This window comes from Mesorhizobium sp. KR9-304, from assembly GCF_040049215.1.
Lineage (GTDB): Bacteria > Pseudomonadota > Alphaproteobacteria > Rhizobiales > Rhizobiaceae > Mesorhizobium_K.
Genome location: NZ_JBDZDN010000001.1, coordinates 382,618 through 409,238 on the forward strand (window position 1 = coordinate 382,618; position 26,621 = coordinate 409,238).

Here is a 26,621-nt window from a genome sequence, read left to right on the forward strand (position 1 = left end):
GCCGGTCAGTTGCTCTCGTGCCAGGTGCGGCCGTCCCGCTCGATGAGCGCGATCGAGGCCGACGGTCCCCAAGTGCCGGCCGTATAGCCCTGCACTTCCTGGCGGCTTTCGGCCCAGGCGTTGAGGATAGGATCGACCCAGGTCCATGCCGCCTCGACCTCGTCGCGGCGCATGAACAGCGTCTGGTTGCCGCGGATGACGTCCATGATCAGCCGCTCATAGGCGTCCGGCGAGCGGCCGTCGAAGCTCTGGGCGAAACTCATGTCGAGCGGGATCTGCCTCAGCCGCATGCCGCCCGGACCCGGATCCTTGATCATAATGTACTGTTTCACGCCCTCGTCCGGCTGCAGGCGGATGACGAGCTGGTTGGGCGACACGTTGCCGGCGCTTTCGCCGAAGATGTTGTAGGGCACCGGCTTGAATTCGATGACGATCTCGGAGACGCGTGTCGCCAGACGCTTGCCGGTCCTGATGTAGAAGGGCACGCCCGCCCAGCGCCAGTTGCCGATCTCGGCCTTCACCGCGACGAAGGTCTCGGTCGTGCTGTCCTTCTTGCCGAGCTCGTCGAGGTAGCCTTTGACCGCGCCGCCGGCGGACGCGCCGGCACGGTACTGGCCGCGCACCGTCGACTTGGGCGCTTCCTGGCCGTTGATGCGCTTCAGCGAGCGCAGCACCTTCAACTTTTCGTCGCGTACGGCATTGGCGTCCATCGAGGACGGCGGCTCCATGGCGACGAGGCAGAGCAGCTGCAGGATGTGGTTCTGCACCATGTCGCGCAGCGCGCCGGCGGTATCGTAATAGGTGACGCGGTCCTCCAGCCCGACCGTCTCGGCAACCGTGATCTGAACATGGTCGATATGCGCCGAGTTCCACAGCGGCTCGTAGAGCGCATTGGCGAAGCGCAGCGCCATCAGGTTCTGCACCGTCTCCTTGCCAAGATAGTGGTCGATGCGGAATATCTGGTGCTCGCCGAAGACGCCGCCGATCTGGTCGTTCAGCGCCTTGGCCGAAGCAAGGCTGCGGCCGATCGGCTTCTCGACCACTATGCGGGAATCCGGGGTGATCATCTCATGCTTCTTCAACTGCGCGGCGATGTCGCCGAACAGCGCCGGCGTGACGGCGAGATAGAAAGCGCGGATCGTCTTGCTGTTGCCGATCGCCTTCTTCAGCGCATCGAAGCCCGAGCCAGTGGTCGCGTCGGCGGGAACGTAGCTCAGCCGGCCGATGAACTTCTCGAACTCGGCCTTATCGATATATTCCTTCTGAACGTGCTCCTTGATCGCCTTGCGGGCGAACTCCTTGAATTCCTCGTCGGTCAGCTTGGAGCGCGAGGTGCCGATGATGCGCGTCGGCTCGCAGAACTGGTGGTCGCGCTGGCGGTGGTACAGCGCGGGCAGCAGCTTGCGCTCGGCGAGGTCGCCCGTGCCCCCGAAAATGATGAAGTCGAATGGTTCGACCGGAATGATCTGGCTGGTCATCTTCTGTCCACTTCATGCCGCAGTGCAGCACTTTAATCTAATCGATTTAGAATCACCAGTAGCGTAACCGGCGCCAAGGTGTCACAGGCCACTGGTCCGTATCGGTTTGCGGTGGCACCATAGAGCCTGCCTGTGACAGAATTCAAAGGGAGAATCGGGCATGGGTGCACATCTTTCGAGCAAAATCGCCGAAGGCCGCGCTTTTATGCAGGTCGTGGACGGCAACCCCGTCGACTCGCTGTCGGGCGAACGCATCGATGTCGTGTGCCCATCCGATGGAAAGGTTTTTGCGTCGATTCCGGCTTCCGGCGAAGCGGATGTCGACCGCGCCGCAAGGGCCGCCCGCCGTGCCTTCGACGAGGGTCCATGGTCGAGGATGCCGGCCTTCGAGCGCGGACGGCTGCTGACGAAGCTGTGCCATCTGGTCGAAGCCAACGCCGACGAACTCGCCGCGCTCGAATCGCGCGATACCGGCAAGCCGCTCAGGCAAGGCCGAGCCGATGTGGCGGCGGCGATGCGCTATTACGAGTTCTACGGCGGCGCCGGCGACAAGATCCACGGCGACACCATCCCCTTCCTCGAAGGCTATACCGCGCTGACGCTGCGCGAGCCGCATGGCGTCGTCGCTGGCATTCTGCCGTGGAACTATCCGCTGCAGATTCTGGCGCGCGTCGCCGGCGCCGCGCTCGCCATGGGCAACACGCTGGTGGTGAAGCCCGCCGAGGATGCTTCGCTGACCGCCATCCGCATCGCCGAGCTTGCGCTGGAGGCCGGCTTTCCTCCCGGCGTATTCAACGTGATCACCGGCTACGGGCGCGAAGCCGGGGCGGCGCTATCGGCGCACCCGCAAGTCGACTACGTCACCTTCACCGGCTCGCCGCCGACCGGCACGGCGATCCAGCAGGCCGCCGCCATCAACAATCGCGGCGTCACCATGGAACTCGGCGGCAAGTCGCCGCAGATCGTCTTTGCCGACGCCTACATCGAGGCCGCACTGCCGGTTCTCGTCAATGCCGTGATCCAGAACGGCGGCCAGACCTGCTCGGCCGGCAGCCGCATCCTGATCGAGGCAGCCGTCTACGACCGGGTCGCGCAGGGGATCGCGGAGCGCTTCTCGAAACTCGTCGCCGGACCGCATGACGCCAATCTCGATCTCGGCGCGCTCATCAACCCGAAGCAGAAGGCGCGGGTGTCAGGCATGGTCGAGGCGGCTGAGAAGGCCGGCATCCCGGTGCTGGCGCGCGGCTCGATCCATCCCGACGCGCCTTCCGGCGGCTGGTATTTCGCGCCGGCGCTTTTCGGTCATGTGCCGTCCGGCGCACAGATCGCGCAGGAAGAGGTTTTCGGTCCGGTCCTGTCGCTGTTTTCCTTCAATACCGAGGAGGATGCCATCCGGCTCGCCAACTCGACCGACTACGGGCTCGTCGCCGGTGTCTGGACCAAGGACGGCGCGCGCCAGCACCGCGTCGCCAAGCGTGTGCGAGCAGGCCAGGTCTTCGTCAACGGCTACGGAGCGGGCGGCGGCGTCGAGCTTCCCTTCGGCGGATTCAAGCGCTCCGGCCACGGCCGCGAGAAGGGATTCGAGGCGCTCTATGACATGAGCGCGACAAAGACTATTGTGTTCAATCACGGGTGAAGTTTGCAGATGCCCTTGCCCCTTCACGCGCCCCTCTGTCCTGTTCTCCTCCGAAGAGCCGATATATGAGCCGTCTGAAAGGCAAGGTCGCCATCGTCACCGGCGCGGCGTCGGGGTTCGGCGAAGGCATGGCGAAACGCTTCGCCGAAGAAGGCGCGAAGGTGGTAGTCGCCGACCTCAATCCCAAGGGCGCGGAGCGCGTGGCGAAGGAGATCGGCGAGGCCGCGATATCGGTCACCACCGACGTCTCGAGCCGCGCGCAGGTCGACGAGATGGTCTATGCCGCGAAAAGCGCCTTCGGCCGCATCGACATCATGGTCAACAATGCGGGATACACGCACCGGAACGGCGACATGCTTGATGTCGACGAAGCGACTTTCGACCTCATCACCGCCGTCAACATGAAGGCGATCTACCATGCCGCGCTCGCGGTGGTGCCTATCATGGAGCGCCAGGGCGGCGGCTCGATCCTGACCACGGCATCGACGGCGGGCTTGCGGCCGCGTCCGGGGCTGACCTGGTACAACGCCTCGAAGGGCTGGGCGATCACCGCCACCAAGTCGATGGCGGTCGAGTTGGCGCCGAAGAACATCCGCGTCAACTGTCTGTGCCCGGTCGCCGGCGAGACCGGAATGCTGGCAAAATTCATGGGCGAAGACACGCCGGAGATGCGCGACAAATTCCGCGCCTCGATCCCGCTCGGGCGTCTGTCGCAACCGCTCGACATCGCCAATGCGGCGCTCTGGCTGGTCTCCGACGAGGCGGATTTCATCACGGGCGTGGCGCTGGAGGTGGATGGGGGCAGGTGTATTTGACGCCGGGTGGCTGGCCGTCGGTGTGAATTTATCATACCATGGGAGAAAGTCGGGATACTGAGTCATGGGCGCAATCCAAAAACGTACATTTAGCCTGCCTGGCGAACAGGCGGACTATATCGACAAGCTGGTTTCATCCGGGACCTACGCGACCAGCAGTGAGGTCATTCGTGCCGGACTGCGCGCGCTGCAGGAGCGTGACGTAGCCGTGGAGCGCTGGTTGCGCGAGGAAGTCGTTCCGGTTGCGATTGCCATGCGCACCGACCCTGAACGCGGCGTTCCGGCGAAACAGGTTTTCGACAAGATAAGATCACTCCACCAGCAGCGGCTGAAGGCAGGCCGGCGTGGCGCATGAGATCGCCTTCTCGCCGGAGGCACAGGATGACCTTGTACAGCTTTATCTTTACATCTCCGACCATTCCGGCGAGGCGACAGCGCTAAGCTATGTCGAGCGCATTGAGGCCTATTGCCTCTCCTTTGCCGACTTCCCGGACCGAGGCCTGAACCGCGACGACCTGTTGCCCGGCTTGCGTGTCGTAGGATTCGAACGGCGTGTCTCGATCGCGTTTCACGTCGATCGCGACCGGGTCACATTCGACCGTATCCTCTACGGCGGCCGCGACCTCGACGCTGCGCTCGGCAAGGATTGACGGCGCTCGCGAGCCACCGCCACAATGCGGCTGAAATCGCATTTCATGGAGTGGGCGAGCAAGGGACGGCTGAGGCCGTCGGGGCGGAATGTCAGGGCGGTTTTTCACTCGTCTCAAAGGTTGTGTTTGCGCTGCGGCTGTCGCCGCCGCGGTCGTCTATTTCGGCACAGCCGCCAACGCAGCCGAGCCGCAGCAGGTGCTGGCCGCAACGTCCGACCCGCCGGCGCCTGCCAGTCCCATGGAGACCGCCTTCGAGGCGGCGCAGTGGGCGCAGCTTTCCTCCGCCGGCAACGCCCTGCAGCAACTGGGCCTGCGTGCAGCCGCCGGCTCTCCCGAGCTTGGCGCGCTCGTGCGCCAACGGCAGGACCTGATCGCCCTCGTGGAGACCAATGAGCAGGCGCTGTCTGGGGTGACGGAAACCGAGGGCGGCGAGAACCGCATGGTGCGGCTGCGCGGGGAGATCGCTTCGCTGCGCTCCGAGATCGGCGAACTCGATGCCCGGCTGCTCGCCGCCTTCCCGCGCTACAGCGACCTCGCCAGTCCCGCCCCCCTCAGCATCGCCGAAGTGCAGGCGCTGCTCGAGGACGACGAGAGCCTGCTCCTTGCACTCGCGGGCCGCGACCACATCTTCGTCTGGGCGATCAGCAAGACGGACAGCGTCTGGAACCGGACCGTCTACGGCGCCGGGCTCCTCGCCGACGACATCGCCAAGCTGCGCAGCCAGCTCGACCCCAACGCGTCCACGCGGGGCGCGGTCTCGCTTGTCCAGAGTGCCGACGGCCCGCGCGTGCCGGCCTTCGACCGCACGCTGGCGCGCGTGCTCTATTTCGAGCTGATCCAGCCCGTCGAGCGCGTGCTTAGGTCCACAAAACATGTCTTCTTCGTCGGCGACGGCCCGCTGGCCGGGCTGCCGCTTTCCGTGCTCGTCGCCTCCGACACGGGCGGCGAGGACACCGACCCGGACGCACTGCGCAAGACCGACTGGCTGATGAAGCGCCATGCCTTCACCACGCTTCCTTCGGTGAACAGTTTGAACGTGATCCGCAAATATCCGCCGGTGCGCGGCAGTGCGGAGCGTGTGCCCTTCGCCGGCTTCGGCGCTCCCGTGCTCGGCGGTCAGAAGGTGATGGTCGCCTCCGCCGGCGGTCAAAGCTTCTTCCGCGGCAGTCTTGCCGATGTCGAGGCCGTGCGCGACCTTGCCCCGCTGCCGCAGACGGGGCCGGAGTTGCGCAAGCTGGCATCCGTGCTCGGCATGGGCGAGGACGCTCTTTATCTCGGCCCGCGCGCCAGCGAGGCGACGGTCAAACAGGCCGACCTCTCCTCGGTCGATGTGCTGGCCTTCGCGACCCACGGCCTGCTTTCCGGCGACCTCCAGGGCCTGGCAGAGCCGGCCCTCGTCCTGACGCCGCCCGAGACCGCATCGGTCGACGACGACGGTCTCCTGACCGCCTCCGAAGTCGCCGACCTGAAACTCTCCGCCGACTGGGTGATCCTGTCGGCGTGCAACACGGCCGGCGGCGATGGCCGCCCGGACGCCGAAGGCCTGTCCGGCCTCGCCCGCGCCTTCCTCTATGCCGGCGCCCGCGCCATCCTCGTTTCCCACTGGCCGGTGCGCGACGACGCCGCCGCGCGGCTCACCACCGACACGCTCGCGGCGCTCGGCAAGGACAGGGTACGCCGCTCCGAGGCGCTGAGGCAGGCGATGCTCGGCGTCATGAACGACGAGCGCGATCCGACGCTGGCGCATCCCTCGGCCTGGGCGCCCTTCGTCATCGTCGGGGAGGGCGGCTATTGAGACGACGCATCCTCGCCGCCGTCCTGCTGACGACGCACGCCATGGCCTCGACCGCGCTCGCCGACCATATCGACCCTTACGACCTCGCGGTGCAGGCCTCCGAGACCTATGCGAAGAACGACAGCTACGCGGAAGTGCGCGCGCTGTTCAGCAAGGCCCTTCGCGACGCGCGCCACGACGGCCGCCTGTCGCCGCGGTTCGCCATCGTCTATGCGATGTATTCCGATACCGCACGTTTTGACGGCGACCCCTCCTTTGCCCTGCAGCTCGCGGACGAGGGCCTCGCGCTGCTGACCGACGCCAACGAGCCCGACGACGACGTCAAGAACTCGCTGCTCGTTTCGCGCGCCTATGCGCTGGCCGACCTTGGCCAATACAGCCAGGCCGTCGAGTCCGTGGCCATCACCGCGCTCTGGTTGGGCGAACGTTTTGGCGACAAGGCGCGGCGCGATCTCGAAGCCGTCGCGAAAGGCTGGGCCGAACAGGCCGGTACGCAACCCGGCGTCGACACGAAGTTGCCTGCCGCCGTCGAACTCGCAACCGACTTGCTCGACAAGGCGCAGGATGCGCTCAACGCGCAAGACACCCGCACCGCGATCACGCTCGCCTCTCGCGCACTGCTTCCGGCAGACACTGGCATGCGTCAGATCGACGTCGACTACCTGAACGCCCGCACCCATCTCGTGCTCGGCGTCGCCTATTTCCAGGAAGGTCGCCACGATCTGTCGCTCGTCGCCCTGCGCCGCGCCGCCGACCTGCTTTCGCAAGAGCCCTGGGACGGCAAGTCGAAGGCCGTCCTGCGCGCCGAGGTGCTCAACGACGAGAAGTCGTCCACGAACGCCTGGCATGTGTTCAGCTATCTGTCGTCGGTGGCCCAGGCAATCGGCGCGTGGGACCTCTGCGCGGCAGCGATCGATTCCTCTGAACCCTTCGCGACGACGCCTGTGCGTCGTTTTTCGCTCCTGTCGCAGCGTTCGACCTTGGCTTTCCAGGCGAAGAACTACGCCGAGGCCGAGGAGATCATGCGCCGCAGCGAGGTCGCGGCGGTCGAATCCGGCGATGAACTGAACGCGGCGCTGGCACGCATGTATGTAGGCATCGTGCGGCTGGCAGCGGCATTCGGGACCCCCACTGCCGAAACCGAGGGTGCCGAACTTGTCCGTCTCGCGGAAAAGGCGGCGCAAGCCGCAGGCGACGACCAGCAGATGGTTGAATTCATCTACGCCACCGCCACCAAGACGGCCGTCCAGACGCAATCGTCGAACGAGACCGTCCTGCCGCTCGCCCGGCGGGGCTTCGACGTCTTTCGCGATCGCCAGAAGGCAATGGCCGGCTACGACACCGGCCAGCAGGCAAGCCGCAGGGATCGCCGGCAATTTCTCGAGATGCTGATCGCCGGCGAATACGCCGCCGCCGAGGCGACGAAGAATTAGTCCCCGACCGCCCCGATGATCTCGGCGAGCAGCGCGTGCAGGTCGTCGCGGTGCCCGCTCTGAGCAGACGGGTCGTCCGACAGCGAGGTCATCACCACCGTCAGCCCGAGATCAGGCGCGATGTAGAGCATCTGGCCGCCGAAACCCCAGGCATAGTGGACATCCTGCCCGGCGATCCGGCGTGAGAACCAGCCATAGCCGTAGCCGTCGCCGCTGTAGATCGAGTTGGTGCGCACGCGCCAGGATTCGGCGATCCAGCCCTCCGGCACCACCTGCTCGCCGGCCTGGTTCCTGCCGCCGTTTCGGTAGAGCTCGCCGAACGCCAGCAGCGAGCGCGGCGTCATCGCCATCTGGTTGCCGCCGACATAGACGCCCTGCGGATCGCGGTCCCAGGCGCCGATGGAAAAGCCTTCCACCGGGCCCAGCCAGTCCCGCGCGAGCTCGCGAGTCGAGCGCCCGCCCGCGCGCGTCAGGATCGCCGAAAGCAGATGCGTCGAGCCCGTCGAATAGAGCATCGCGCCGCCGGGATCGCCGTCGAAGGGTTGGGCAAGGGCTGCCCGCACCCAGTTCTCGCTCGACACCCAGCGCCCGTAGTTCGGACCGGACGTGCGGCCGAGCCCGGCCTGCATGGACAGCAGGTTGCCGATGGTGATGTCGTTGATGCGCGGGTCGGGATTTTCGGGCAGGTCGCGAGCCAGGATCGGCGCGACCTTCTGGTCGACGCCCTCGATCACGCCTTTCTCGATGGCGATGCCGACAAGCGCGGAGACGATCGACTTGGAGGCCGACTTGATGTTGGTGGCCTGATCCGGCGAACCGCCATGGTAGCCTCGCGCGGCGACGACCCCGCCATCGAGCGAAACGATCACGCAGCGCAGCGGCCCGAGCTCGTTGGCCCTGTCGAGCACGAAATCCAGCGCGGTCGCGGGCGTCTCCTGCGCGAAGGCAACCGAGGGATGCCCGAAGACAGGCATCAGAAGGCTCGCGGCAAGCAGGGTCCGTCTTTTCATCGGCCTCCAGATAGCGCCCGCGCGTGGCGAAACATCGGACGAAATGCAGGGCTCACGCGGTTGTGACGGCGCAGAGCCTCAGAACCTGTCCCTGAGCGCGTACCAGTTGAGCGCGAGGAAAAGCAGCGGCGCGCGCAAGCGGCGGCCGCCCGGGAACGGCGGTATCTTCAGTTCCTCGAAGAGCTTCAGCCGGTCGCGGTTGCCGGAGACCGACTCGGCGTAGAGCTTGCCCATGAAGTTGGACAGCATCACCCCGTGGCCGGAATAGCCGCCGGCCGAGATGACGCCCGGCATGACCTCGCGGACGAACGGCTTTCTCGGCAGCGTGATGCCAACATAACCGCCCCAAGCGTGGGTGATCTCGACATCCTTGAGCGCCGGATAGATCTCGGCGATCTGCCGGCGGATGTGAATGTGGATGTCGCGGGGATCGCCGGGCGCGTAGATCTCGCGGCCGCCGAACAGAAGCTCGCCGGTTTTAGCGCGGCGGAAATAACGCACCACGAAGCGCGAATCCGATACCGACTCGCCGCCCGGCAGAACCGGGCTGTCGTCGCCGAGCGGCACGGTGGCGCCGATGAAGGAGCCGATCGGCATGACGTGCGAGGCGGTCTGCGGTTCGAGATCGCCGCCATAGGAATTCACGGCGATCAGGCATTTTTTCGCTGATATCGTGCCCTTCGGCGTGGTCACCGTCACCTTGCCGCCATTGGTTGAAATGCCGGTCGACCTGGTGTTCTCGAAGATCTTCGCACCGCTTTCGGCCGCGACCCGCGCGGTCCCGATGACAAGCTTCAGCGGATGGATGTGGCCGGTGCCGGTGTCGCGCACGCCGCCGTAATAGTGATCCGATCCCATGCGCTCATGCGTTTCGGCGGCATCCATGTAGGCGATGTCAGGATAGTTGAAGCGCGTCGTCATCGCCTCGGCATGCTCGACATATTCGGGCAGGTCCCTGGCGCGGTGGCATACGTTGAGATGGCCGGGGCGGAAGTCGATTTCGATCTTGTTCGCCGCGGCGAATTCCAGGAGATGCGCCTTCGCCTCCTCGGCAACGTCGAACAGCGCCTTGGCGCGGGCGAAGCCGAACTCCTTCTCCAGTTCCTCGGCGCCCGCCCGCTGGCCGGTGCCGAGCTGGCCGCCATTGCGTCCCGACGCGCCGTCGCCGATGCGATGCGCTTCGATCAGCGCGACGCTGGTTCCGGCTTTCGCGAGATGGGTGGCCGCCGAAAGCCCGGTGAAGCCGCCGCCGACGATCACGACATCCGTGGTCAGGTCGCCGTCGAGCGCCGGATAGTCAGGTCTTGTGCCGGCTGTATCCTCATACCAGGAGTACCCCGGGGAAATAGGCGATTGGTATTTCATGATCACACATTCAGAAGGAGAAATTCACGTTCCCACGGGCTGATCACTTCCATGAAGGTCTCGAACTCCGCCCGCTTGATCGCCGCGTAGGTCGCGACGAATGCTTCGCCGAGCATCTCGCGCAAATCCACGTCCGCCTCGAAGATGTCGACCGCCTCGAGCAGCCCGCGCGGCAGGTCGATCTCGGCCTCGTTGGCCGTTCCGGTGATCGCCGCGTCCGGCTTCAGCTTTCTGGTCAGGCCGATCAGGCCGCTGGCGAGCGAAGCGGCGAGCGCCAGGTAGGGATTGGCGTCGGAAGAAGGGATGCGGTTCTCGACGCGCCGCCCGGCCGGATCCGAACGCGGCACGCGGAATGCCGTCGTCCGGTTGTCGTAGCCCCATTTGTTGTTGACCGGGGCCGACGCCGCCTGGGTCAGACGGCGGTAGGAATTCACATAGGGCGCGAACATGACCAGCGCGTTGGGCACATGCTTCTGCATGCCGCCGATGAAGTGGAAAAACGCTTCCGACTCGCTGCCATCTTCGTTGGAGAACAGGTTGCGGCCAGTCCTGGTGTTGATGACCGACTGGTGGATGTGCATGGCCGAGCCCGGCTGGCCCTGCATCGGTTTCGCCATGAACGTCGCGTAGGTCTCGTGTTTCAGCGCCGCCTCGCGGATGGTTCGCTTGAACAGGAACACCTGGTCGGCGAGTTCGACCGGGTCGCCATGGCGCAGGTTGATCTCCAGCTGGCCCGCGCCCTCCTCATGGATCAGCGTGTCGATCTCGAGACCCTGCGCCTCGGAGAAATGGTAGATGTCGTCGATCAGTTCGTCGAACTCGTTGACGCCGGCGATGGAATAGCCGGCGCCGCCGCCGATCGGCCGGCCGGAGCGACCGACGGGCGGCGTCAGCGGATAATCCGGATCGGGATTCTTGCGCACCAGGTAGAACTCGATCTCGGGCGCCACCACGGGACGCAGCCCCCGCTTATCATAGGCGGCGAGCACACGCTTCAGCACGTTGCGCGGCGTGAACTCCACCGAGCGCCCGTCCTGATGCACAAGGTCGCAGATCACCTGCGCGGTGGGGTCGGTTTCCCACGGCACCACCGACAGCGTCGCCAGGTCGGGCATCAGCTTCAGGTCGCCGTCGTCCTCGGGATAGTGGAAGCCGTTGCCGTCTTCCGGATAGCCGCCCGAAATCGTGGTCATGAAGACCGCGGACGGCAGCGCCAGCGAGGTGTTCGACGTGAATTTCTTCGACGGCATCATCTTGCCGCGGGCGATGCCGGCCTGGTCGGGCGTGATGCACTCGATGTCCTCGATCCCCCGCCATTCGAGCCAGGCGCTGACTTCCTTCCAGTTCTTCACCCCTCGGTGATTCTTCACGAAAGCGGGCGTACGCACGCGCCCCGTGCGGCTCGAGGGGCGGGCTTCCTTCTTTGCGGGCGGCATCAATCACCGATTGGATGTTGCGGATTTGCGACTATAGCCGGGCGGCGTCGAGAATGGGAAGGGGCATGCTCCGGAGACGCCTTAACCTTAACATCGCGGCAACGCCGGCGACTTGAGCGAAATCAAACGGCTCCGGGTCTGAATGCGGTATTTATCTAAGCGCCATGGAGTATCCCACAATGGGTGGGCTTGGGCTTGTCGCGTCGGCGGCGCTCGTGGCCGCAGCCGCGGCAGTCGGCGTGGCCGCCCTCGCCTGCCGGCGCGATCTTGCCGCCGCACGCCATGCCGCGCGCGAGGGCAGCCAGCTTGTCGAAACCGTTGCCGGCCCGATCGAATATGCCGAGCGAGGTACCGGCGCCGCGCTGCTTTCGATCCACGGCGCCGGCGGCGGCTTCGATCAGGGTCTCGCCAACGCGGCGGAACTTGTCGGCGACGGCTTCCGGGTCATCGCGCCTTCCCGTTTCGGCTATCTGCGCAGCCCGGTTCCGCGGGACGCCTCCCCGGCCGCCCAGGCGGATGCGCATGCGGCGCTGCTGTCCAGGCTGCAGATACCGAGCGCAATCGTCGTCGGCGTCTCGGCGGGCGCGCGATCGGCGGTCGAACTGGCTATTCGCCATCCGCAAAAGGTCGCCGCCCTGATCCTAATCGTTCCGGGACTCTATTCGCCCAGCGATCCGGTCTCGATCGCAGCGAACAGAGGCAACAGCTTCGCCTTCTGGGCGGTCAATGCCGGCGGCGATTTTCGCCTGGTGGGCCGCCGAGAGGATCGCGCCATCGGTGCTTGTGCGCTTTCTGGGCGTCGCGCCCGCTGTGCTGAAGGGCGCGTCGCGGGCGGAACGGGACCGGGTCATGGACGTGGTCAGGAGCGTGCAGCCATTGTCCCTCCGCTTCCGGGGAATCAACATCGACAGCAACCCGGACCTGCATGAAGTGCCGCTGGGCGGCATCGCCGTGCCGACGATGATCATCTCGGCCCTTGACGACCTGTTCAACACGCTGCCGGCCGCCGAATTCGCGGCAGACCGGATCGCGGGGTCGCAACTCGTCGTCTACGACAGCGGCGGTCATCTGCTGGTCGGGCGCGGCGAAGATGTCAGGGCGCGGATCGGCCGCTTCCTCGAGGCCGCCGGACTTCCCGTCACTCTATCGTCAGTTCCGCCCGCTCGCCGGCCTTGACGGTGGCCGGCGTCTCCTTCACCGGGCTCCCGTCCCGCCGGTCCGTCACGACGACATAGTCGCCGGCCGGCAGCGTGGTCTGGTGCGCGCCGTCGAAACCATAGCCGAACTCCTTGCGCTCGCCCTGGATGTCCGGCTTGGCGGCAAAGACCATGATATCCTTGCTGCCCGGCGCGGTGATGACCAGCACGCCGGCGTCGAGCACGGCAGTGACATCCTTTGTCTCGCCGGCACGGATGTTGAAGGGCTGCTCGGCGAAGGCCTTGTCCATATCGATGCGCGCGACATAGTCGCCGGTCGGCAGGCCAAATTTCTGGTCGGCGCCATAAGAATAGGCGATCTCCTCGCGGGAGCCGTCGATCTTCTTCTTCGCCCTGAGGATGCGCACGAACATCGACGAGGAATCGACCTTCTCTCCGCCCGCGGCGTAGAGCGCGTTGGTGGTCACCTGGCCAACCCCAACCACGATGTCCTTCTCGACGGTCCGGCCCGCGGCAAGCTCGAACGTCTCGCTTGCCTCGCCCTTTCCAATGCGGACGATGAGCTTCTGCTCGCCAGCCGGCAGCACGATCTTCGTCTCGCCGTAATAGGTGCCATCCCCTTCGCCCGGAAAATCGACGATCACGGTCGCGCCGCTGTCGACCTCCGCGCCTTCGCTGGGGCGAGGCCGGACGACCAGCGTGCCGGCATCGAGAACGAAAACGGGGGCGTAGACCTGCCCTGCCTCAACCTTGAGCTTCTGCTCCGCACTGGCTTCGCCGAGCCGCGCACGCACGACGTAGTCGCCCGGTTCCAGCGAGCCCTTGTAGAGGCCGTACTCGGTCGCGAGATAGTCGCCGGCGCCGCCGTCGGCCCTGGCCTTGCTTATCTCCCAGGCTTGCCCTTCGTCGCCCAGAGGGGCGCTGCCCGCGGCCATCACCAGCGACGGCGTGAAATTGAACTCCGGCTTTGCCGGTTCAGGGGCCGGCTCCGGGGCCGGTTCAGGGGCCGGCTCAGGCGCAGGCGGCGGAGCCGGTTCGGCGACAACGGGAGGCGCTGGCGCCGGTTCAGGCTCGGGCGCCGGTTCGGGGGCGACGACGGTGGCCGTCAGCGCATCCTTTAGCGCCGCCGCGTCGGAGGCCTGCAGATATTTGCCGCCGGTGTTTTCGGCGAGGCACGCGACCTCCCTGCCCTCTTCCGCCGTCAGGCCGAAGCCGACGACATGGGCGGTGAAATCGACGCCGGACGCCTCGAGTTCCTGGCCGAGCGCGCAAGGGTCGGCCTCGCAAGTCTCGATGCCGTCGGTGATCAGGATGACGGTCGACTTCTCCTCATTGTATCTCAGCGCCTTGGCAGCCTGCCGGACGGCTGATGTCAGCGGGGTCTTGCCGAGGAACTTCATCGCGTCGGCGGCAGTCATTATCGCGGGTGCGCTGCCGGCCGCCGGCGGCACGACGAGTTCGATGTCGGCGCACGAGCCCTTCTCGCGATGGCCATAGGCCATCAGGCCAAGCTCCATGTCGGCCGGGACGGATTGCAGTACCTTCCGCAGCGTCTCGCGGGCGATGTCCACCTTCGGCCTGCCGTCGATCTGGCCCCACATGGAGCCGGACGCATCGAGCACGATGATGGCGCGGTCGGCCGCCAAGCCCGGCGCGGTCATCCAGAAGACGATCAGCGCCGCAAACACGCCGCGTGAAAGGAATGCCATGCCGCCTCCCGGTGAATCAGCTCAGTCCGCCGCGCACGACGCTAGAGGAGGCCCCCGACGCTGGCAAGGCGCGAGGCGATCACACCATCGCCAAGCCGCCCACCACTTGCCCGCCGCTCACGCACCGGCTTCTTCGGCCGGCCTGAAGCCAAGGCGCTCGACGATCGCTCGGTAGCGCGCATCGTTGCGCAGCCGCTTGAAGGCCGGATCGATGCGCGCGCCGAGTGTGTCGCCTTCGCGCCGCCTGATCGATTCCTCGAGGTAGCGAATGGCATCGTCGACGCGGCCGAGAATCGCGGCAGTGGTCGCGACCTTGTAGGCCGGTTCCATATTCTTCTCGAACTGGCGGATCTGTTCGTCGAGCATCGCCGGGAGAAGGCCCTCGCTGCCCGAAGCGCGCAGGCCCTTCTCGGCTGCATCCGCAATCGCTATGCGCGCGTTGTTTTTGGAGATTTCCGCGGACGCCCTGTATTCGCGCAGGAAGTCGGTGAGACGGCCTTCGTCGAGATAGATCGTGGCCAGATATTCATGCGGCGACCGCAAGTTCGGCTCTGCAAGGGACAACTGCTCGAGAACCGTCAGGGCTTCGTCGGCATGACCTGCGTGGAAGAGGATCAGCGCCTTGTTCGCGATGATGGCGCGCGACTCCGAATTGAGCTCCTGCGCCCTACTTATCTCGCGCAGCGGAATCGCAGTTTCGCCGGTGACCATCAGCGTCAGCGCGTACCAGTGATGCGTCTGCGCCGCATCCGGATCGAGGTCGATCGCCTGTTCGAATAGGTTGCGCGATTTCTCGAAATCCTTCGTCCAGTAGAAGGTGGTGAAAGCGAGAGCGGCGTAGGCCCCGGCATTGCCCGGCTCAAGCTCGATCGCCCGGTTGGCGGCGGCCAGCGCGCGGGGATAGGCCTCGCCAGCCGGCATCAGCGTATACTGGCTGATCATGTTGTAGGCATCGGCCAGCCTGGCATAGGCGTCCGCATAGTTGGGATCGAGCGTCGTCGCCTCGGTCAAAAGCTGCATGGCATGCGTTAGGCCGCCCGCCTGCCGGGTGCCGAGCGAATAGACCGCGTCGAGATAGAGGTTCTGGACGCGCGGCTCGGGCGCATAGGCGACCTTGATCGGCAAGGCCGGCCTGATAACGGCCGTCACGGCGCCGGTGACGGCGACCAGACCGACGATGCATGCAGCGATCGCGAGAGATCGGCGGTTTCGCCAGGCAGGCGATGGAGTGGCCAAGGGCACGGGCAGCGCGGCTTCGGACGATTCTTCCGGATCCTCCACAGTCGGCGCGATTTCCTCCGCTTCCTCCTTGGCGAGTGGTTCGCCGCCTCGCAGCCAGTTCTCCAACTCGTCGGTGTAAGCAAAGACCAGGTTGCGTGCCCCGCCGGAAACGCGGTGCACCGGCAGGCCGCGCTGCCGCTCCCAGCGGCGCACGGTCCGTTCGTCGCGCCCGAAAAAGGCAGCGATTTCCTTCCAGTCGCGCAGGCGGCGATGGCGAACGATCATTCGAACCAGCCCTGTTGTCCCATATCGCCCGCATCTGTCCGCATTCGCCGGAGGCTTCCGGGACGCGGCAGAGGCTAGCGTTACCCACCATTCGAATCCCGCGTCGGGGGACGGCGCGACGGAAAGACCGGACCGGTCGCCCAGCACGGGTCGAACGGGGAAATAGTGGAGTAGCGAAGTGATTGCCGCAAGGGGTGGGGTTGGGTGCTTCCGGAGCAGGCCGTGGCTTTCGGGAGCGAGCGCACTGGCGATGGCATTCGCGGGCGCACTATCCGCCGCCCGCGCAGCAGACGTCGAAATCACCGCGGATACGCCGGCCGTTAATCTCGACGCCGAGACCGGCTCCACGGCTCACATTGCCAGCGGCGTCACGGTCGGCCCTGGGAACCCGGCCATCAGCGCGACGCTGCAGGCTTGGTCAGTGGCCAACGACGGGATCGTGACCGGCGGCAACACCGTGAAGCTCGATCAGGGCGGCACGTTTACCAATGCGAGCGGCGCAAGCGTGACCGGCAGCCTGACTGCGCTCACCTTCGGCTACAAGCCATTCGCCCTGCCGCCGGCCGGCGGCCCCGGCACTCTGAACAACTACGGAACGATCACAGGCGGCGTCGAAGGCGTCACGATGTGGTTCGGCGGGACGGTCAATAACTATTTAGGCGGCACGATCAAGACCGAGACTGGCCTCAACGCAGTCTCAATCGGACAAGGCACGTCGCGCACCCTGTTCAACAGCGGCAGGATCGAGGCGACCAAGACGACCGGCTTCAGCACAGGCGTGCTCATCCAGGGCGGGCCGGCGACGTTCACCAATACAAGCACCGGCGTGATCTTCGGCGACTATAACGGCGTCTACGCCAGCGTCACCGGTGTCTTCACATCGTTCGACAATGCAGGCTCCATCAGATCAACCCGAGGTCCCGCCGTCGAAGCCACCGGGGGCGGTGCCATCACCAACAGCGGCACGATCCAGTCCACTTCCAGCGACGGCCTTTATCTGGGCCGGGCGGGAACAGTCACCAACAGCGGTACGATCACCGGCGCGACAAGGGCGATCAATTTCGCCAGCAATTACGCCCGTACGCTCAATCTCGATACGGGTTCCGTGCTGAACGGCCTTGTCCAGGGCGGAAGCGGCGTAGACGAGTTGGTGTTGCTGGGCACCGGCGCGGAAAGCGCGGCCAAATTCCTCGCGTTCGAGAAATTGAAGATGCAGGGCACTGACTGGGAGATGACGGGCGCGGGCACATTCACGACCAGCGCGTCGGTGGAAGCCGGCCTGCTCAGCGTCAACGGGACCTTGACCAGCCCCACGGTCACGGTCGATCCGCTCGCCAGGCTCGGTGGAGGTGGAACGATCGTCGGCGCGGTGACCAACAAGGGCACGATCGCCGCAGGCAATTCGATCGGCACGCTGTCGGTCCAGGGATCACTCGCCTTCGATGCCGGCTCCACGCTGGAGACAGAGGTCAACGCAGCCGGTCAGACAGACCTCGTTGACGTGACGGGCACTGTCGCGATCAACGGCGGCACGGTGTCGGTGCTGGCCGCAAGCGGCAGCTACGCGCCGTCGACGCAATACACGATCGTCTCCACGACCGGCGGACGAAGCGGCATCTTCTCCGGGGTCACCTCGAACTTCGCCTTCCTGGCGCCGACCCTCACCTACGACGCCAACAACGTCTATCTGACGCTCGACAACAACGGCATCGATTTCGACGCCATCGGCGGCACGCCCAACCAGCGCGCCACGGGAACGGGCGTGCAGGGTCTCGAAAGCGGCAACCCGATCTACGACGCCGTGCTGGTGCTCGACATTCCGGAGGCGCGCTATGCGTTCGACCAGCTATCGGGCGAGATCCATGCGTCCGTCGCCGGGCTTCTGCTGGATGACAGCCGCCATGTTCGCGAAGCGGCGCTCGGCAGGCTGCGGGAGGGCAGCGGTTCGGGCGAACGGAGCGTCTGGGCGCAGGCCTACGGCGCGCAGACGGACCTCGACGGTGACGGCAACGCCGCAGACTTCGACTACGATTCCGCCGGAATCTTCGCAGGCCTCGACGGCGAGCTTGGCGACGCCTGGCAGGCAGGCGCGCTTGTCGGATACAGCCGCGCGACATTCGACGTCGACGCGCGCAACTCCTCCGGCTCGGCCGACAGTTTTCATCTCGCCGCCTATGGCGGGGGCCAGTGGGGCGAGTTCTCCCTGCGCGGCGGCGTCGCCTACGCCTGGCAGAGCATCGACACGGCACGGGCCATCGCCTTCCAGGGCTTTTCCGACAGCACGGAGGCGGACTACGATGGACACACGGCGCAGCTCTTCGGCGAGGCCAGCTACGCGCTCCAGGCAGGTGCGGCGACCTTCGAGCCGACCGCAGCCCTCGCCTATGTCGATGTCGGAACCGATGACTTCACCGAGGACGGCGGCGACGCGGCGCTGACAAGCGACGGAACCAGCGCCGACGCGACCTTCTCGACGCTTGGGGTCAGGGCAAGAGCGCCGTTCGACATCGGCAGCTTCAAGGCGCAGGCGTCGAGTTTCCTCGGCTGGCGGCACGCTTTCGGAGACACGGTGCCCAGAATCGATCTCGCCTTCGCGGGCGAAAACCCCTTCGGCATAGCCGGAACGCCGATCGCCCGCGACGCGGCAATCGTCGAACTCGGCCTGGATGTCGGGACGGGCGCTGCCTCGCGGTTCGCCCTCGCTTATTCTGGACAGTTCGGCGACGGCGCAACCAGCCAGGCCTTCAAGGCCGCCTTCAGCCTCGCCTTCTGAGACGCTCAGTACGTCGTACGGCGTTCCTCGCTCGGCGGGCGGCCGAACTGCAGGCGGTAGCTCTGCGCGAAATAGGAATGCGAGGTGAAGCCGGTGGCGATCGCCACGTCCAGGATCGGCATGTTGGTCTGGCGCAGAAGCTCGCGGGCGCGTTCGAGCCGCAGCCGCATGTAGTAGCGCCCGGGCGTCATCGAAAGATGGCGCAGGAAGAGCCGTTCGACCTGCCGCACCGAAAGGCCGGCCGACTTGGCGAGCTGCACGGCGGAAAACGGCTCGTCGAGGTTGTCGGCCATCAGCTCGACGATCTTGCGAAGCTTCTCCGACTTGCCCGTCAAGTCGCGCTCCGGTCCGACGCGCTGCCGGTCGCCGGCAGAGCGGATGCGTTCGTGCTGGAACTGGTTGGCGACGCCGTTGGCGATGTTGGAGCCGAAGTCGCCGCGGATGATCTCCAGCATCAGGTCGATCGAGGTGGTGCCTCCTGCGCAAGTGTAGCGCTTGCGGTCGATCTCGTAGACGTTGCCGGTGCAGTTGATATCAGGGAAACGCTCCATGAAGCCGGCGCGATTCTCCCAATGGATGGTGCAGCGGTAGCCCTCGAGCTGCCCGGCCTCGGCGAGAAGGTAGGAGCCGACCGAGAGCGCGCCGAGCGCGCCGCCGCGCCGGCCCCAGTTTCTGAGCGCGCCGAGCACCTTCGACTTGCCGGGGAATTCGGTGGACAGGCCGACCGCGACGAAGAGGATGTCGACCGGCGGAATGTCGTTGACGCCGTAGTCGATCTTGATCGGTATGCCGTTCGAGGCCATAACCGCCTCGCCGTCGGCAGAAACGGTCGTCCAGCCGTAGTAGTCGCGCCCGAGCAGACGGTTCGCCGAGCGGCACGCGTCGATCGCGGCGGCCAGCGAGAACATCGAAAATTTGTCGACCAGCAGGAACGCGAACTGCCGGCCCCCCTCTTTCAGCTCGGGCATGGCCGGCATGTCTACAGCAAGCGGCGGCATCGGCATAGGAGCGCCCCCGTTCGCTGCCCGTTCAGAAGGACGGCCGCTTCAGCCCGGCCTTGAGATAGGCCGAGACGAGCGTGTTGGCCATCAGGAGCGCGATGGTCATCGGTCCGACGCCGCCGGGCACGGGCGTGATGGCGCCGGCGTTCTTCTCGGCTTCGGCGAAGGCGACGTCGCCGACCAGCCGGTGCTTGCCCTCGCCCTTCTCCGGCGCCGGCACGCGGTTGATGCCGACGTCGATGACCGTGGCACCCGGCTTTACCCAGTCGCCCTTGACCATCTCGGGACGGCCGACGGCGGCGACGAGGATGTCGGCGGTGCGGGCAAGCGCCGGCAGGTCCTTCGTACGGCTGTGGGCGATGGTCACGGTGCAGTTGGCGGCGAGCAGCAGGTTCGCCATCGGCTTGCCGACGATGTTGGAGCGGCCGACGACGACGGCGTTGAGGCCTGACAGGTCCTTGCCGCGCACCCGCTCGATCAGGATCATCGATCCGGCCGGCGTGCACGGAACGAAGGCGGTCTCCAGTTCGCCGGTGCCGAGCTTTCCGACATTGACGAAATGGAAGCCGTCGACGTCCTTCCCCGGCGCGATCGTCTGGATGACCTTGCCGGAATCGATGTGGCCGGGCAGCGGCAGCTGCACCAGTATGCCGTCGATTGACGTATCGGCGTTGAGGTCGCCGATCAGATTCAGGAGGTCGGCTTCGCTCGTGCCGGCCGGCAGCGTGTGCTGGACCGACAGGAAGCCGCATTCCTTGGCCTTCTTGCCCTTGGACGAGACATAGACCTGGCTGGCCGGGTCCTCCCCGACGATGACGACCGCGAGGCCGGGCGCGGCATGGCCCTTGGCGGTGAGATCGGCGGTCAGGCGCTTGACCGTCGCGACGACATCTTCCGCGACCAGTTTTCCGTCGATGATTTCGGCCATGACCCACCCTCAGGACTTCAAGATGCACCCGCATAATGCGGAACGCGGGCGCGGGCAATCGGCCTTTGCGGCGTCCGATGCCGCGAAACCGAAAGTTGCGCAGGCTCCCGACAGTGTTAAAAGCGGCGCCATCGCAAGGCCGGTGGGCGTGGATCGCGATGGAGGTTCAGATGACCGTTCGTGTGCTTCTCGTCGGGTGCGGCAATATGGGATACGCCATGCTGTCGGGCTGGCTGAGCTCGGGCAAGCTCGCGGCCTCCGAGACGTTGGTCGTCGAGCCGAACGAGGACCTCCGGCATCGGGCGGGGCGGCTCGGCAGCATCGTGGCCGCGTCGAACGGCGAGCTGCCGGGCAATCTGTCGCCGGACATCATCGTCATAGCGGTCAAGCCGCAAGTCATCCGCGAGGTGGTCGCCGGCTACAAGGGTTTTGCCGGGAAATCGACTTTCCTCAGCATCGCAGCCGGCACGGCCACCGCGACCTTCACCGAAATCCTCGGCGCCGGCGCCGCCGTCATGCGCTGCATGCCGAACACGCCGGCCGCGATCGGCAAGGGCATGATGGTGGTCTTCTCCAATCCTGACGTCGCCGAGAAGACAAAGGCGTTCGTCGGCGATCTGCTGTCGGCGAGCGGCGAGGTCGCGACGATAAACGACGAGGGGCTGATGGACGCCGTGACCGCGGTCTCCGGCTCCGGCCCGGCCTACGTCTTCCATTTCATCGAATGCCTGACGGCCGCCGCCGAGAAGGCGGGCCTGCCGCCAGAGACGGCGAAGCTGCTCGCCATGCAGACGGTCTACGGCGCCGCCTCGCTTGCAGCGACAAGCCGCGAGGACCCGGCCGTGCTGCGCAAGCAAGTAACCAGCCCAAACGGAACGACGGCCGCCGCGCTCGATGTGCTGATGAGCGGGGACCGGCTGAAGACCCTGCTCGCCGACGCGGTCGAGGCGGCGCGGGCGAGGTCGGTGGAACTGGGAAAATAGGCGAAACCCGACCGGAATTTGCTAAAACTTTAGCGATTGCGTGAGAGTTTTCTTCACGAAGTTAACCATGGCGCAACGATCGGATTGAAAGAACGTCAACCAATCCAAGATAATATCCGCCACCTACGTCATCGAAGGGCGGAAACGCGCAGGATCGATCCTGCGGCAAAGAACAAACGATCGAGTACCAGCGTGTCGACCGAAAAGCCCATGATGGAGTGGCCGACGAGTTTTCTTGGCCGGCTTGCCATCGCGCAGACAGACGTCGCCTCCTCGGCGCGCGGCTTTGTCGCGCATGCGCTGGAGAGCCGGGGCAAAGGCCGCCGGCCGTTCTACTCGACCTCGGCCAACGGACAGGTGCTGGCGCTCTGCGGCAAGGACGCGGCCTTCCTTTCGCTGATGCGCAAGGCCGACCAGATCCATGCCGACGGCATGCCGATGGTGCTCTATTCGAAGATGTTCTCCAAGCGTCCGCTGCCGGAACGCGTCGCCACCACCGATCTGGTGCAAGAGGTGGCGAAGCTCGCGGAGGACGCAGGCGTCTCGTTCTATTTCCTCGGCGCAAGCGAAGAGGTGAACGCCAAGGCGGTCGAGGAGATGCAGAGGCGCTATCCGAGACTGATTTTCGTCGGACGCCGCAACGGCTATTTCAGCCGCGACGAAGAGGAGGCGGTGATCGCCGGCATCAACGCCGCGAGACCCGACATATTGTGGATCGGCCTCGGCGTGCCGCTGGAGCAGCAGTTCATCGACCGCAACATCGACCGGCTGACCGGCGTCGGGGTCATCAAGACCTCGGGCGGGCTGTTCGATTTCATCTCCGGCAAGAACTCGCGCGCGCCGGCATGGATGCAGGCCGCGGGGCTGGAGTGGCTCTACCGCGTCTGGCTGGAACCGCGCCGGCTCGCCCTGCGCTACCTCACCACCAATCCGCAGGCGATCGGCGCGCTCATCCGTCACTCGGCGTGACCGCGGACGCGGCGGCCTTGCGGGTGCGCCCGCTTGTCGCGGCGGTCGGCTTCGCCGTAGCCGCAATGCTTGCGGGAGGGAGCGCCGGCGCCGCCGACCGAACCTGCGCAGCCCTCGAGACTTTTCCCAACCCTAAACTGCTGGCGGCGATGCGGCGCGGGGTCAACCTGCCGGGTTGGGACAGCGAGGGGGAGGGCCGGCGTCCGACCGCCGCGCAGCTTCAAGCCTTGCGGGACAGAGGTTTTACCCATATCCGGCTGCTCCTCGACGACAGCAGCCTCTCCGGACCGCAACGCGACGCCTATCTCGAAAAGATGTTCGAGCAGATCATCCTGCTCTTCAGCTTGGACTACGCCGTCTCGCTCGACCTTCACGCCGGCGGCATCTTCCAGCGCGAGCCCGGCACAGCCGAAGCGCGCCTTGGCGATTTGTGGCAGGCCATTGCGAAGCGTGTGCGCTTCCTCGACCCCGAGAAGCTAGCGGTCGAGCTTCTCAACGAGCCGCAGACCGACAGCGCAAATTGGTGGCCGGTGGCCGGCCGGCTTGCGGCAGCGGTCAGGCGCATCCTGCCCGACCATACGATCGTCGTCGGTCCCGCCGGGCCGCAGCGGCACGAAACACTGGCCGGCCTGGAGCCGCTTCGCGACCGCAACATCGTCTACGCGGTCCATTATTACGACCCGTTCGCCTTCACCCATCAGGGCGCTGACTGGGGCGGCGCGGACGACCCGATCCGATACCTGCGCGGCCTGCCGTTTCCGGCGAGCGCAAGCGATCCCGGGATGAAGGCCACAATCGCGGAGCTCAAGGCGGCAGGCCACGACGAGGCGGCAAACATTCTGGAGCGGTCACTGGGGGCGCCGTGGACCGAGGGTGCAATGACGCCGGCCTTCGAGACGATGGCCGACTGGAGCGCGGCGCATGCGCAGCCGGTCATCGTCAACGAGTTCGGCGTGCTGTCCTATCACGCACCGAGGCAGGCCCGCATCGACTGGCTGGCCGCCGTGCGCAGGCGGGCCGAACAGCTATGCATCGGCTGGACGCACTGGGACTTCCAGGACGGATTCGGACTGATCGATCCCGAAACCGGGATGCCCGATCCCAAGGTGATGGACGCGCTGATCCCGCGGACCAAATGACCCGATCAAGCCTTGGGCTGGTTCCAACGGTCCACGATGTCGGCCAGGAATTTGGACTTCGGCCGCAGCGTAAAACCGTCGATCGCTTCCAGCCGGCCATTGTAGTTCAGCGTATGCAGGCGCTTGCCGGGCCAGAACCGACCGCCTGATATCTCGCCTTCGCTCTCCTGCGCAAATCCTTCGCGATCGAGCCGCGTCACCTTCATGAAGCCGAGCGCGCCGCCATAGACGTGGCGGCAGTTCTGCGCCGGCCGGTAAAGGGCGCCGTTTCGCCGGATGAAGTTTCCAGCCGGTCGCGCGGTGCGGTCGTCGACGAGCACGGGATTTTGCCGATGCGGCTGCCAGGGGCCGAAAAGATCGCTGGCCGACCAGATCGCCAGCGTGTCGGAATAGCCGCCGATGCCGTCGCGCACCACGGCGAACATCCACAACAGCCCATCATGCTCGACAATGGTCGCGTCGGCCGCCTCGACATGGTCCACAAGCACGGCGTGCCGTTCCCACTTCAGCGGAAACTCGACGGCGCGGTAGATGACGATGTCGCGGTGCGCCGAGCTTTCGGGAATCATGAAGACCTCGCCGCCCCGCTCGATCAGGAAGGGGTAGGAAAGATGCCAGCTCTCCTCCAGCACAGGGACGGTCGGGCCGGGTATTCCGGCGTCGTCGAAGGCAACCGCGGCGATCACGCCCTTGTTGGTCCTGTAGTCGAGGTCCTCGAAGAAGAGATAGTCCCTGCCCTGCCAGGACAGCGGAAACGGATCGGCATAAAAATGGTCGACCGGGTCGCGCAGAACGTTCCAGCGCGGGCCCGACAGATCGCGGCGCGTCCACACGTCGTGGCCCGTCTCGACGAAACGCCAGCCCACCCGCCAATGCGATCCGTGGCAGCAGAGCTGATAGGCGGTGCGCGCCGCGGCCCGGGCAACGTTTTTGGCCGAGCGAATGAAGGCGTCCCGGTTTCCGATCTCGCGCCCGTCGATCACCGGCACGCTTCGCAACGGAAAATCTTCGGCGACCGCCGACAGCGCCTTGACGACCAGCATGATGACGCGCGAGCCGACCGCGTCGATACCGCCGCCGATGCCGGCGGCTGCCTCGAGCGACGCCGTTCCCGAGACAATGACGCCGCCGGCGTCGTCGCCGGGCATGATGCGTTCTATCGAGATTTCGGGCGTGCCACGGAAGAACAGCGCCGAAGCAAGCGCCGTTTCGCCGGCATGGCCGTCATAGAGCGGCCTCAGGCAAACCGCCCGCGACGGCGCAGCCCCCTGGCCTTCGTCCGTCAGGTCGATGACGACGTTGGGCTTGAAATCCGCCGGCTCTACGCGCGCCCCACCGAGTTCGCCGCGATCGATACGGTCCGCGCCGCTGGCCCCGTTCCGCCTCAGCACCATGCGCTCCAGGGCGAGCAGCGTCGCCAGCGCCGAGCTGCCATCATGCCCGCCGCGCTCGACCACGCGCACGCAAACCTGCGTTCCGGCCCGGCGTTCGAGGGCTTGGACGAGCCAAAGCGTCCAGCGGGCAAGCGCGCCGGCGTCGACCTGGACGAGAACCTTTGCCGGAGATGCAGCCGGCGGCCCGACGGTCATCGCTGCGACGAGCGCAGCGTTGCGGTCGGCCGCGGGCTCGGACCGGCGGGCCGGCTCGCGCCGGTGCCGAGCGCCTGCCGGATCAGGCCGGCATAAGCCTCGACCATGCCGTCGACCGAATAGCGGCCGGCGAGCTTGCGGCCGAGCGCAACCATGCGCGCGGCCTGTCCGGGATCCCGGAAGACCATGTCGATCTTGGCGGCGAAGTCCTCGACGTTCGCGGCGTCCGCGAACAGGGCGCAGGGCTCGCCGTCAACGGTCAGCACCTCGCGCAGTACCGGCAGGTCGTTGGCGACGACGGGCACGCCGGCCTGGGCTGCTTCCACAGCCGCAAGGCCAAAGGTCTCGGCGGTCGACGGGAAGACGAAGACGTTGAGGCTGGCCAGAAACAGGCCGATCTTTTGCGGCGGCATGTCGCCGATCAGGTGCACGCGCTTGGCGACGCCAAGCTCGTTTGCGATTCGGCGCAGCCGCTCCTCGTCAGGGCCCTGGCCGGCGATGGCGAGATGCATCGCCGGGCGGCGCGCTAGCACGGCGATCGCGGCATCGAGCTGCTTCAGTGGATGGAGCCGGGCGACCGAGCCCAGCAGCGCGACGCCGGTCGGCAGGCCGAAGGCCGCCCTCGCCTCCTGCCGGCCGATTTCGACCGACTTGTCCTCGAAGCCGTGCGGAACGTGCACGAGATGCTTGCGGTAGCGCGACGGATAGGACTGGTAGTTGCGCCAGGTCTCGTTCGAATTGACGGTGATGACGTCATAGACGCCAAGCAGACCGAGCGCCTTGTCGATGCCGCGCGCGGCTCGCGAAATCGTCGCCGGGGCGGAGACATGGTTGGCGATGATGACAGGAACGCCGGCGAAGCGCCCCGCCGGTGCGCCAAAGATGTTGCCGTAGTGCTGGAAGGTCAAAAGCACATCCGGCTGGATGCGACGGATCATGCGCATCAGCTTCCACAGGAAGCGGATGACGGAGAGCGGACCCTTGGGGCTGTCCTCGAGGCAGAAATGGACGTTCTTCCAGCGGTCGAAGGCGGCGGTCTTGCGATAGAAAAAAAGGTGGTGAACCTCGAACTCGGGCTCGCCACCGCGCTCCTCGCAGGAAAGCCCTTCCCCGAGCAGCCGCGATATCTCCTGTGCGCCGGCCATTTCCGCCTGCGTCTGGATGAACAGGAGCCTTGCGGGTCCGCGCGTCGTTCTCTTGCTGATCATGCTCGTGCCGGTAACGAATCGTTGCCCATAGGACCAGAAAA

20 protein-coding genes and 1 pseudogene are annotated in these 26,621 nt (G+C 66.0%); 11 read left to right on the top strand and 10 right to left on the bottom strand.

All coding sequences use genetic code 11. The features are described from left to right. Window positions 1-5 precede the first annotated feature (5 nt). Complete coding sequence (zwf, locus tag ABLE71_RS01890; RefSeq protein ID WP_348781679.1) at window positions 6-1,478, bottom strand: glucose-6-phosphate dehydrogenase; 1,473 nt, start codon at window positions 1,476-1,478, stop codon at window positions 6-8. 160 nt (window positions 1,479-1,638) lie between these two features. Here zwf and ABLE71_RS01895 point away from each other — a divergent pair, with 160 nt between their 5' ends. The 6 genes from ABLE71_RS01895 to ABLE71_RS01920 all read left to right on the top strand — a co-directional run bounded on the left by ABLE71_RS01895 (window position 1,639) and on the right by ABLE71_RS01920 (window position 7,807). Further along, window positions 1,639-3,114 (top strand): aldehyde dehydrogenase family protein, encoded by a 1,476-nt coding sequence (locus ABLE71_RS01895; protein ID WP_348781680.1) that lies wholly within the window; start codon window positions 1,639-1,641, stop codon window positions 3,112-3,114. Between the two features lie 65 nt (window positions 3,115-3,179). Then, on the top strand, window positions 3,180-3,929 hold the full coding sequence (locus tag ABLE71_RS01900; RefSeq protein WP_348781681.1) for an SDR family oxidoreductase: 750 nt from the start codon (window positions 3,180-3,182) through the stop codon (window positions 3,927-3,929). A 64-nt stretch (window positions 3,930-3,993) separates the two neighbouring features. Continuing rightward, the gene (locus ABLE71_RS01905; protein WP_348781682.1) at window positions 3,994-4,284 is read left to right on the top strand and encodes a type II toxin-antitoxin system ParD family antitoxin; all 291 of its coding nucleotides are present in this window, start codon (window positions 3,994-3,996) and stop codon (window positions 4,282-4,284) included. After that, a complete protein-coding gene (locus ABLE71_RS01910; RefSeq protein WP_348781683.1) occupies window positions 4,274-4,579 on the top strand; it encodes a type II toxin-antitoxin system RelE/ParE family toxin in 306 nt (101 codons plus the stop codon). The genes ABLE71_RS01905 and ABLE71_RS01910 overlap by 11 nt, the downstream gene beginning before the upstream one ends. An 88-nt stretch (window positions 4,580-4,667) precedes the next feature. Further along, window positions 4,668-6,374: a CHAT domain-containing protein gene (locus ABLE71_RS01915; protein ID WP_348781684.1), complete on the top strand. Its 1,707-nt coding sequence runs from the start codon at window positions 4,668-4,670 to the stop codon at window positions 6,372-6,374. Further along, window positions 6,371-7,807: a hypothetical protein gene (locus ABLE71_RS01920; protein WP_348781685.1), complete on the top strand. Its 1,437-nt coding sequence runs from the start codon at window positions 6,371-6,373 to the stop codon at window positions 7,805-7,807. Before ABLE71_RS01915 ends, ABLE71_RS01920 begins: the two co-directional genes overlap by 4 nt. Here ABLE71_RS01920 and ABLE71_RS01925 read toward each other — a convergent pair. The 3 genes from ABLE71_RS01925 to ABLE71_RS01935 form a co-directional block, all read right to left on the bottom strand. Continuing rightward, the gene (locus tag ABLE71_RS01925; RefSeq protein ID WP_348783632.1) at window positions 7,804-8,781 is read right to left on the bottom strand and encodes a serine hydrolase; all 978 of its coding nucleotides are present in this window, start codon (window positions 8,779-8,781) and stop codon (window positions 7,804-7,806) included. The genes ABLE71_RS01920 and ABLE71_RS01925 overlap by 4 nt on opposite strands. Before the next feature lie 114 nt (window positions 8,782-8,895). Beyond that, entirely contained in the window at window positions 8,896-10,182 is a 1,287-nt protein-coding gene (locus ABLE71_RS01930; RefSeq protein ID WP_348781686.1) for an FAD-binding oxidoreductase, read from the bottom strand. Window positions 10,183-10,184: 2 nt separating this feature from the next. Beyond that, a complete protein-coding gene (locus tag ABLE71_RS01935; RefSeq protein ID WP_348781687.1) occupies window positions 10,185-11,618 on the bottom strand; it encodes a glutamine synthetase family protein in 1,434 nt (477 codons plus the stop codon). A gap of 179 nt (window positions 11,619-11,797) precedes the next feature. Here ABLE71_RS01935 and ABLE71_RS01940 point away from each other — a divergent pair. Beyond that, window positions 11,798-12,794, top strand: a pseudogene (locus ABLE71_RS01940) (alpha/beta hydrolase). Here ABLE71_RS01940 and ABLE71_RS01945 read toward each other — a convergent pair. Together ABLE71_RS01945 and ABLE71_RS01950 are read right to left on the bottom strand one after the other, a co-directional pair. After that, window positions 12,757-14,484, bottom strand: coding sequence for a VWA domain-containing protein (locus ABLE71_RS01945; RefSeq protein ID WP_348781688.1), 1,728 nt, complete (start codon window positions 14,482-14,484; stop codon window positions 12,757-12,759). The pseudogene ABLE71_RS01940 and the gene ABLE71_RS01945 sit on opposite strands and share 38 nt — an antisense overlap. A 117-nt stretch (window positions 14,485-14,601) precedes the next feature. Next, window positions 14,602-15,990: a hypothetical protein gene (locus ABLE71_RS01950; RefSeq protein ID WP_348781689.1), complete on the bottom strand. Its 1,389-nt coding sequence runs from the start codon at window positions 15,988-15,990 to the stop codon at window positions 14,602-14,604. A gap of 250 nt (window positions 15,991-16,240) precedes the next feature. Here ABLE71_RS01950 and ABLE71_RS01955 point away from each other — a divergent pair, with 250 nt between their 5' ends. Continuing rightward, window positions 16,241-18,763 carry an autotransporter domain-containing protein gene (locus ABLE71_RS01955; protein ID WP_348781690.1) on the top strand — a complete coding sequence of 841 codons (2,523 nt, stop codon included), beginning with the start codon at window positions 16,241-16,243 and terminating at the stop codon, window positions 18,761-18,763. Between the two features lie 5 nt (window positions 18,764-18,768). Here ABLE71_RS01955 and ABLE71_RS01960 read toward each other — a convergent pair whose 3' ends face one another. Then, window positions 18,769-19,731 (bottom strand): GlxA family transcriptional regulator, encoded by a 963-nt coding sequence (locus ABLE71_RS01960; protein WP_348781691.1) that lies wholly within the window; start codon window positions 19,729-19,731, stop codon window positions 18,769-18,771. 61 nt (window positions 19,732-19,792) lie between these two features. Beyond that, window positions 19,793-20,692 carry a bifunctional methylenetetrahydrofolate dehydrogenase/methenyltetrahydrofolate cyclohydrolase FolD gene (folD, locus tag ABLE71_RS01965; protein ID WP_348781692.1) on the bottom strand — a complete coding sequence of 300 codons (900 nt, stop codon included), beginning with the start codon at window positions 20,690-20,692 and terminating at the stop codon, window positions 19,793-19,795. 170 nt (window positions 20,693-20,862) lie between these two features. On the opposite strand from folD, the gene proC reads away from it, so the two are divergent. The 3 genes from proC (at window position 20,863) to ABLE71_RS01980 (ending at window position 23,783) form a co-directional block, all read left to right on the top strand. After that, window positions 20,863-21,675, top strand: a complete 813-nt coding sequence (gene proC, locus ABLE71_RS01970; protein WP_348781693.1) for a pyrroline-5-carboxylate reductase — start codon at window positions 20,863-20,865, stop codon at window positions 21,673-21,675. 213 nt (window positions 21,676-21,888) lie between these two features. After that, complete coding sequence (locus ABLE71_RS01975; protein ID WP_348783633.1) at window positions 21,889-22,644, top strand: WecB/TagA/CpsF family glycosyltransferase; 756 nt, start codon at window positions 21,889-21,891, stop codon at window positions 22,642-22,644. Next, a complete protein-coding gene (locus tag ABLE71_RS01980; protein ID WP_348781694.1) occupies window positions 22,641-23,783 on the top strand; it encodes a cellulase family glycosylhydrolase in 1,143 nt (380 codons plus the stop codon). The genes ABLE71_RS01975 and ABLE71_RS01980 overlap by 4 nt, the downstream gene beginning before the upstream one ends. 5 nt (window positions 23,784-23,788) lie before the next feature. On the opposite strand, the gene ABLE71_RS01985 is transcribed toward ABLE71_RS01980, so the two are convergent. Together ABLE71_RS01985 and ABLE71_RS01990 are read right to left on the bottom strand one after the other, a co-directional pair. Continuing rightward, window positions 23,789-25,372, bottom strand: coding sequence for a hypothetical protein (locus tag ABLE71_RS01985; RefSeq protein ID WP_348781695.1), 1,584 nt, complete (start codon window positions 25,370-25,372; stop codon window positions 23,789-23,791). Further along, on the bottom strand, window positions 25,369-26,580 hold the full coding sequence (locus ABLE71_RS01990) for a glycosyltransferase family 4 protein (protein WP_348781696.1): 1,212 nt from the start codon (window positions 26,578-26,580) through the stop codon (window positions 25,369-25,371). The genes ABLE71_RS01985 and ABLE71_RS01990 overlap by 4 nt, the downstream gene beginning before the upstream one ends. Window positions 26,581-26,621: the final 41 nt, after the last annotated feature.

Excerpts from the sequence above, each read along its gene's own strand:
- zwf (WP_348781679.1), bottom strand. The coding sequence starts at position 1,478 with ATGACCAGCCAGATCATTCCGGTCGAACCATTCGACTTCATCATTTTC.
- ABLE71_RS01895 (WP_348781680.1), top strand. The coding sequence starts at position 1,639 with ATGGGTGCACATCTTTCGAGCAAAATCGCCGAAGGCCGCGCTTTTATG.
- ABLE71_RS01900 (WP_348781681.1), top strand. The coding sequence starts at position 3,180 with ATGAGCCGTCTGAAAGGCAAGGTCGCCATCGTCACCGGCGCGGCGTCG.
- ABLE71_RS01905 (WP_348781682.1), top strand. The coding sequence starts at position 3,994 with ATGGGCGCAATCCAAAAACGTACATTTAGCCTGCCTGGCGAACAGGCG.
- ABLE71_RS01915 (WP_348781684.1), top strand. The coding sequence starts at position 4,668 with ATGTCAGGGCGGTTTTTCACTCGTCTCAAAGGTTGTGTTTGCGCTGCG.
- ABLE71_RS01925 (WP_348783632.1), bottom strand. The coding sequence starts at position 8,781 with ATGCCTGTCTTCGGGCATCCCTCGGTTGCCTTCGCGCAGGAGACGCCC.
- ABLE71_RS01930 (WP_348781686.1), bottom strand. The coding sequence starts at position 10,182 with ATGAAATACCAATCGCCTATTTCCCCGGGGTACTCCTGGTATGAGGAT.
- ABLE71_RS01935 (WP_348781687.1), bottom strand. The coding sequence starts at position 11,618 with ATGCCGCCCGCAAAGAAGGAAGCCCGCCCCTCGAGCCGCACGGGGCGC.
- ABLE71_RS01945 (WP_348781688.1), bottom strand. The coding sequence starts at position 14,484 with ATGGCATTCCTTTCACGCGGCGTGTTTGCGGCGCTGATCGTCTTCTGG.
- ABLE71_RS01950 (WP_348781689.1), bottom strand. The coding sequence starts at position 15,990 with ATGATCGTTCGCCATCGCCGCCTGCGCGACTGGAAGGAAATCGCTGCC.
- ABLE71_RS01955 (WP_348781690.1), top strand. The coding sequence starts at position 16,241 with ATGGCATTCGCGGGCGCACTATCCGCCGCCCGCGCAGCAGACGTCGAA.
- ABLE71_RS01960 (WP_348781691.1), bottom strand. The coding sequence starts at position 19,731 with ATGCCCGAGCTGAAAGAGGGGGGCCGGCAGTTCGCGTTCCTGCTGGTC.
- folD (WP_348781692.1), bottom strand. The coding sequence starts at position 20,692 with ATGGCCGAAATCATCGACGGAAAACTGGTCGCGGAAGATGTCGTCGCG.
- proC (WP_348781693.1), top strand. The coding sequence starts at position 20,863 with ATGACCGTTCGTGTGCTTCTCGTCGGGTGCGGCAATATGGGATACGCC.
- ABLE71_RS01975 (WP_348783633.1), top strand. The coding sequence starts at position 21,889 with ATGGAGTGGCCGACGAGTTTTCTTGGCCGGCTTGCCATCGCGCAGACA.
- ABLE71_RS01985 (WP_348781695.1), bottom strand. The coding sequence starts at position 25,372 with ATGACCGTCGGGCCGCCGGCTGCATCTCCGGCAAAGGTTCTCGTCCAG.
- ABLE71_RS01990 (WP_348781696.1), bottom strand. The coding sequence starts at position 26,580 with ATGATCAGCAAGAGAACGACGCGCGGACCCGCAAGGCTCCTGTTCATC.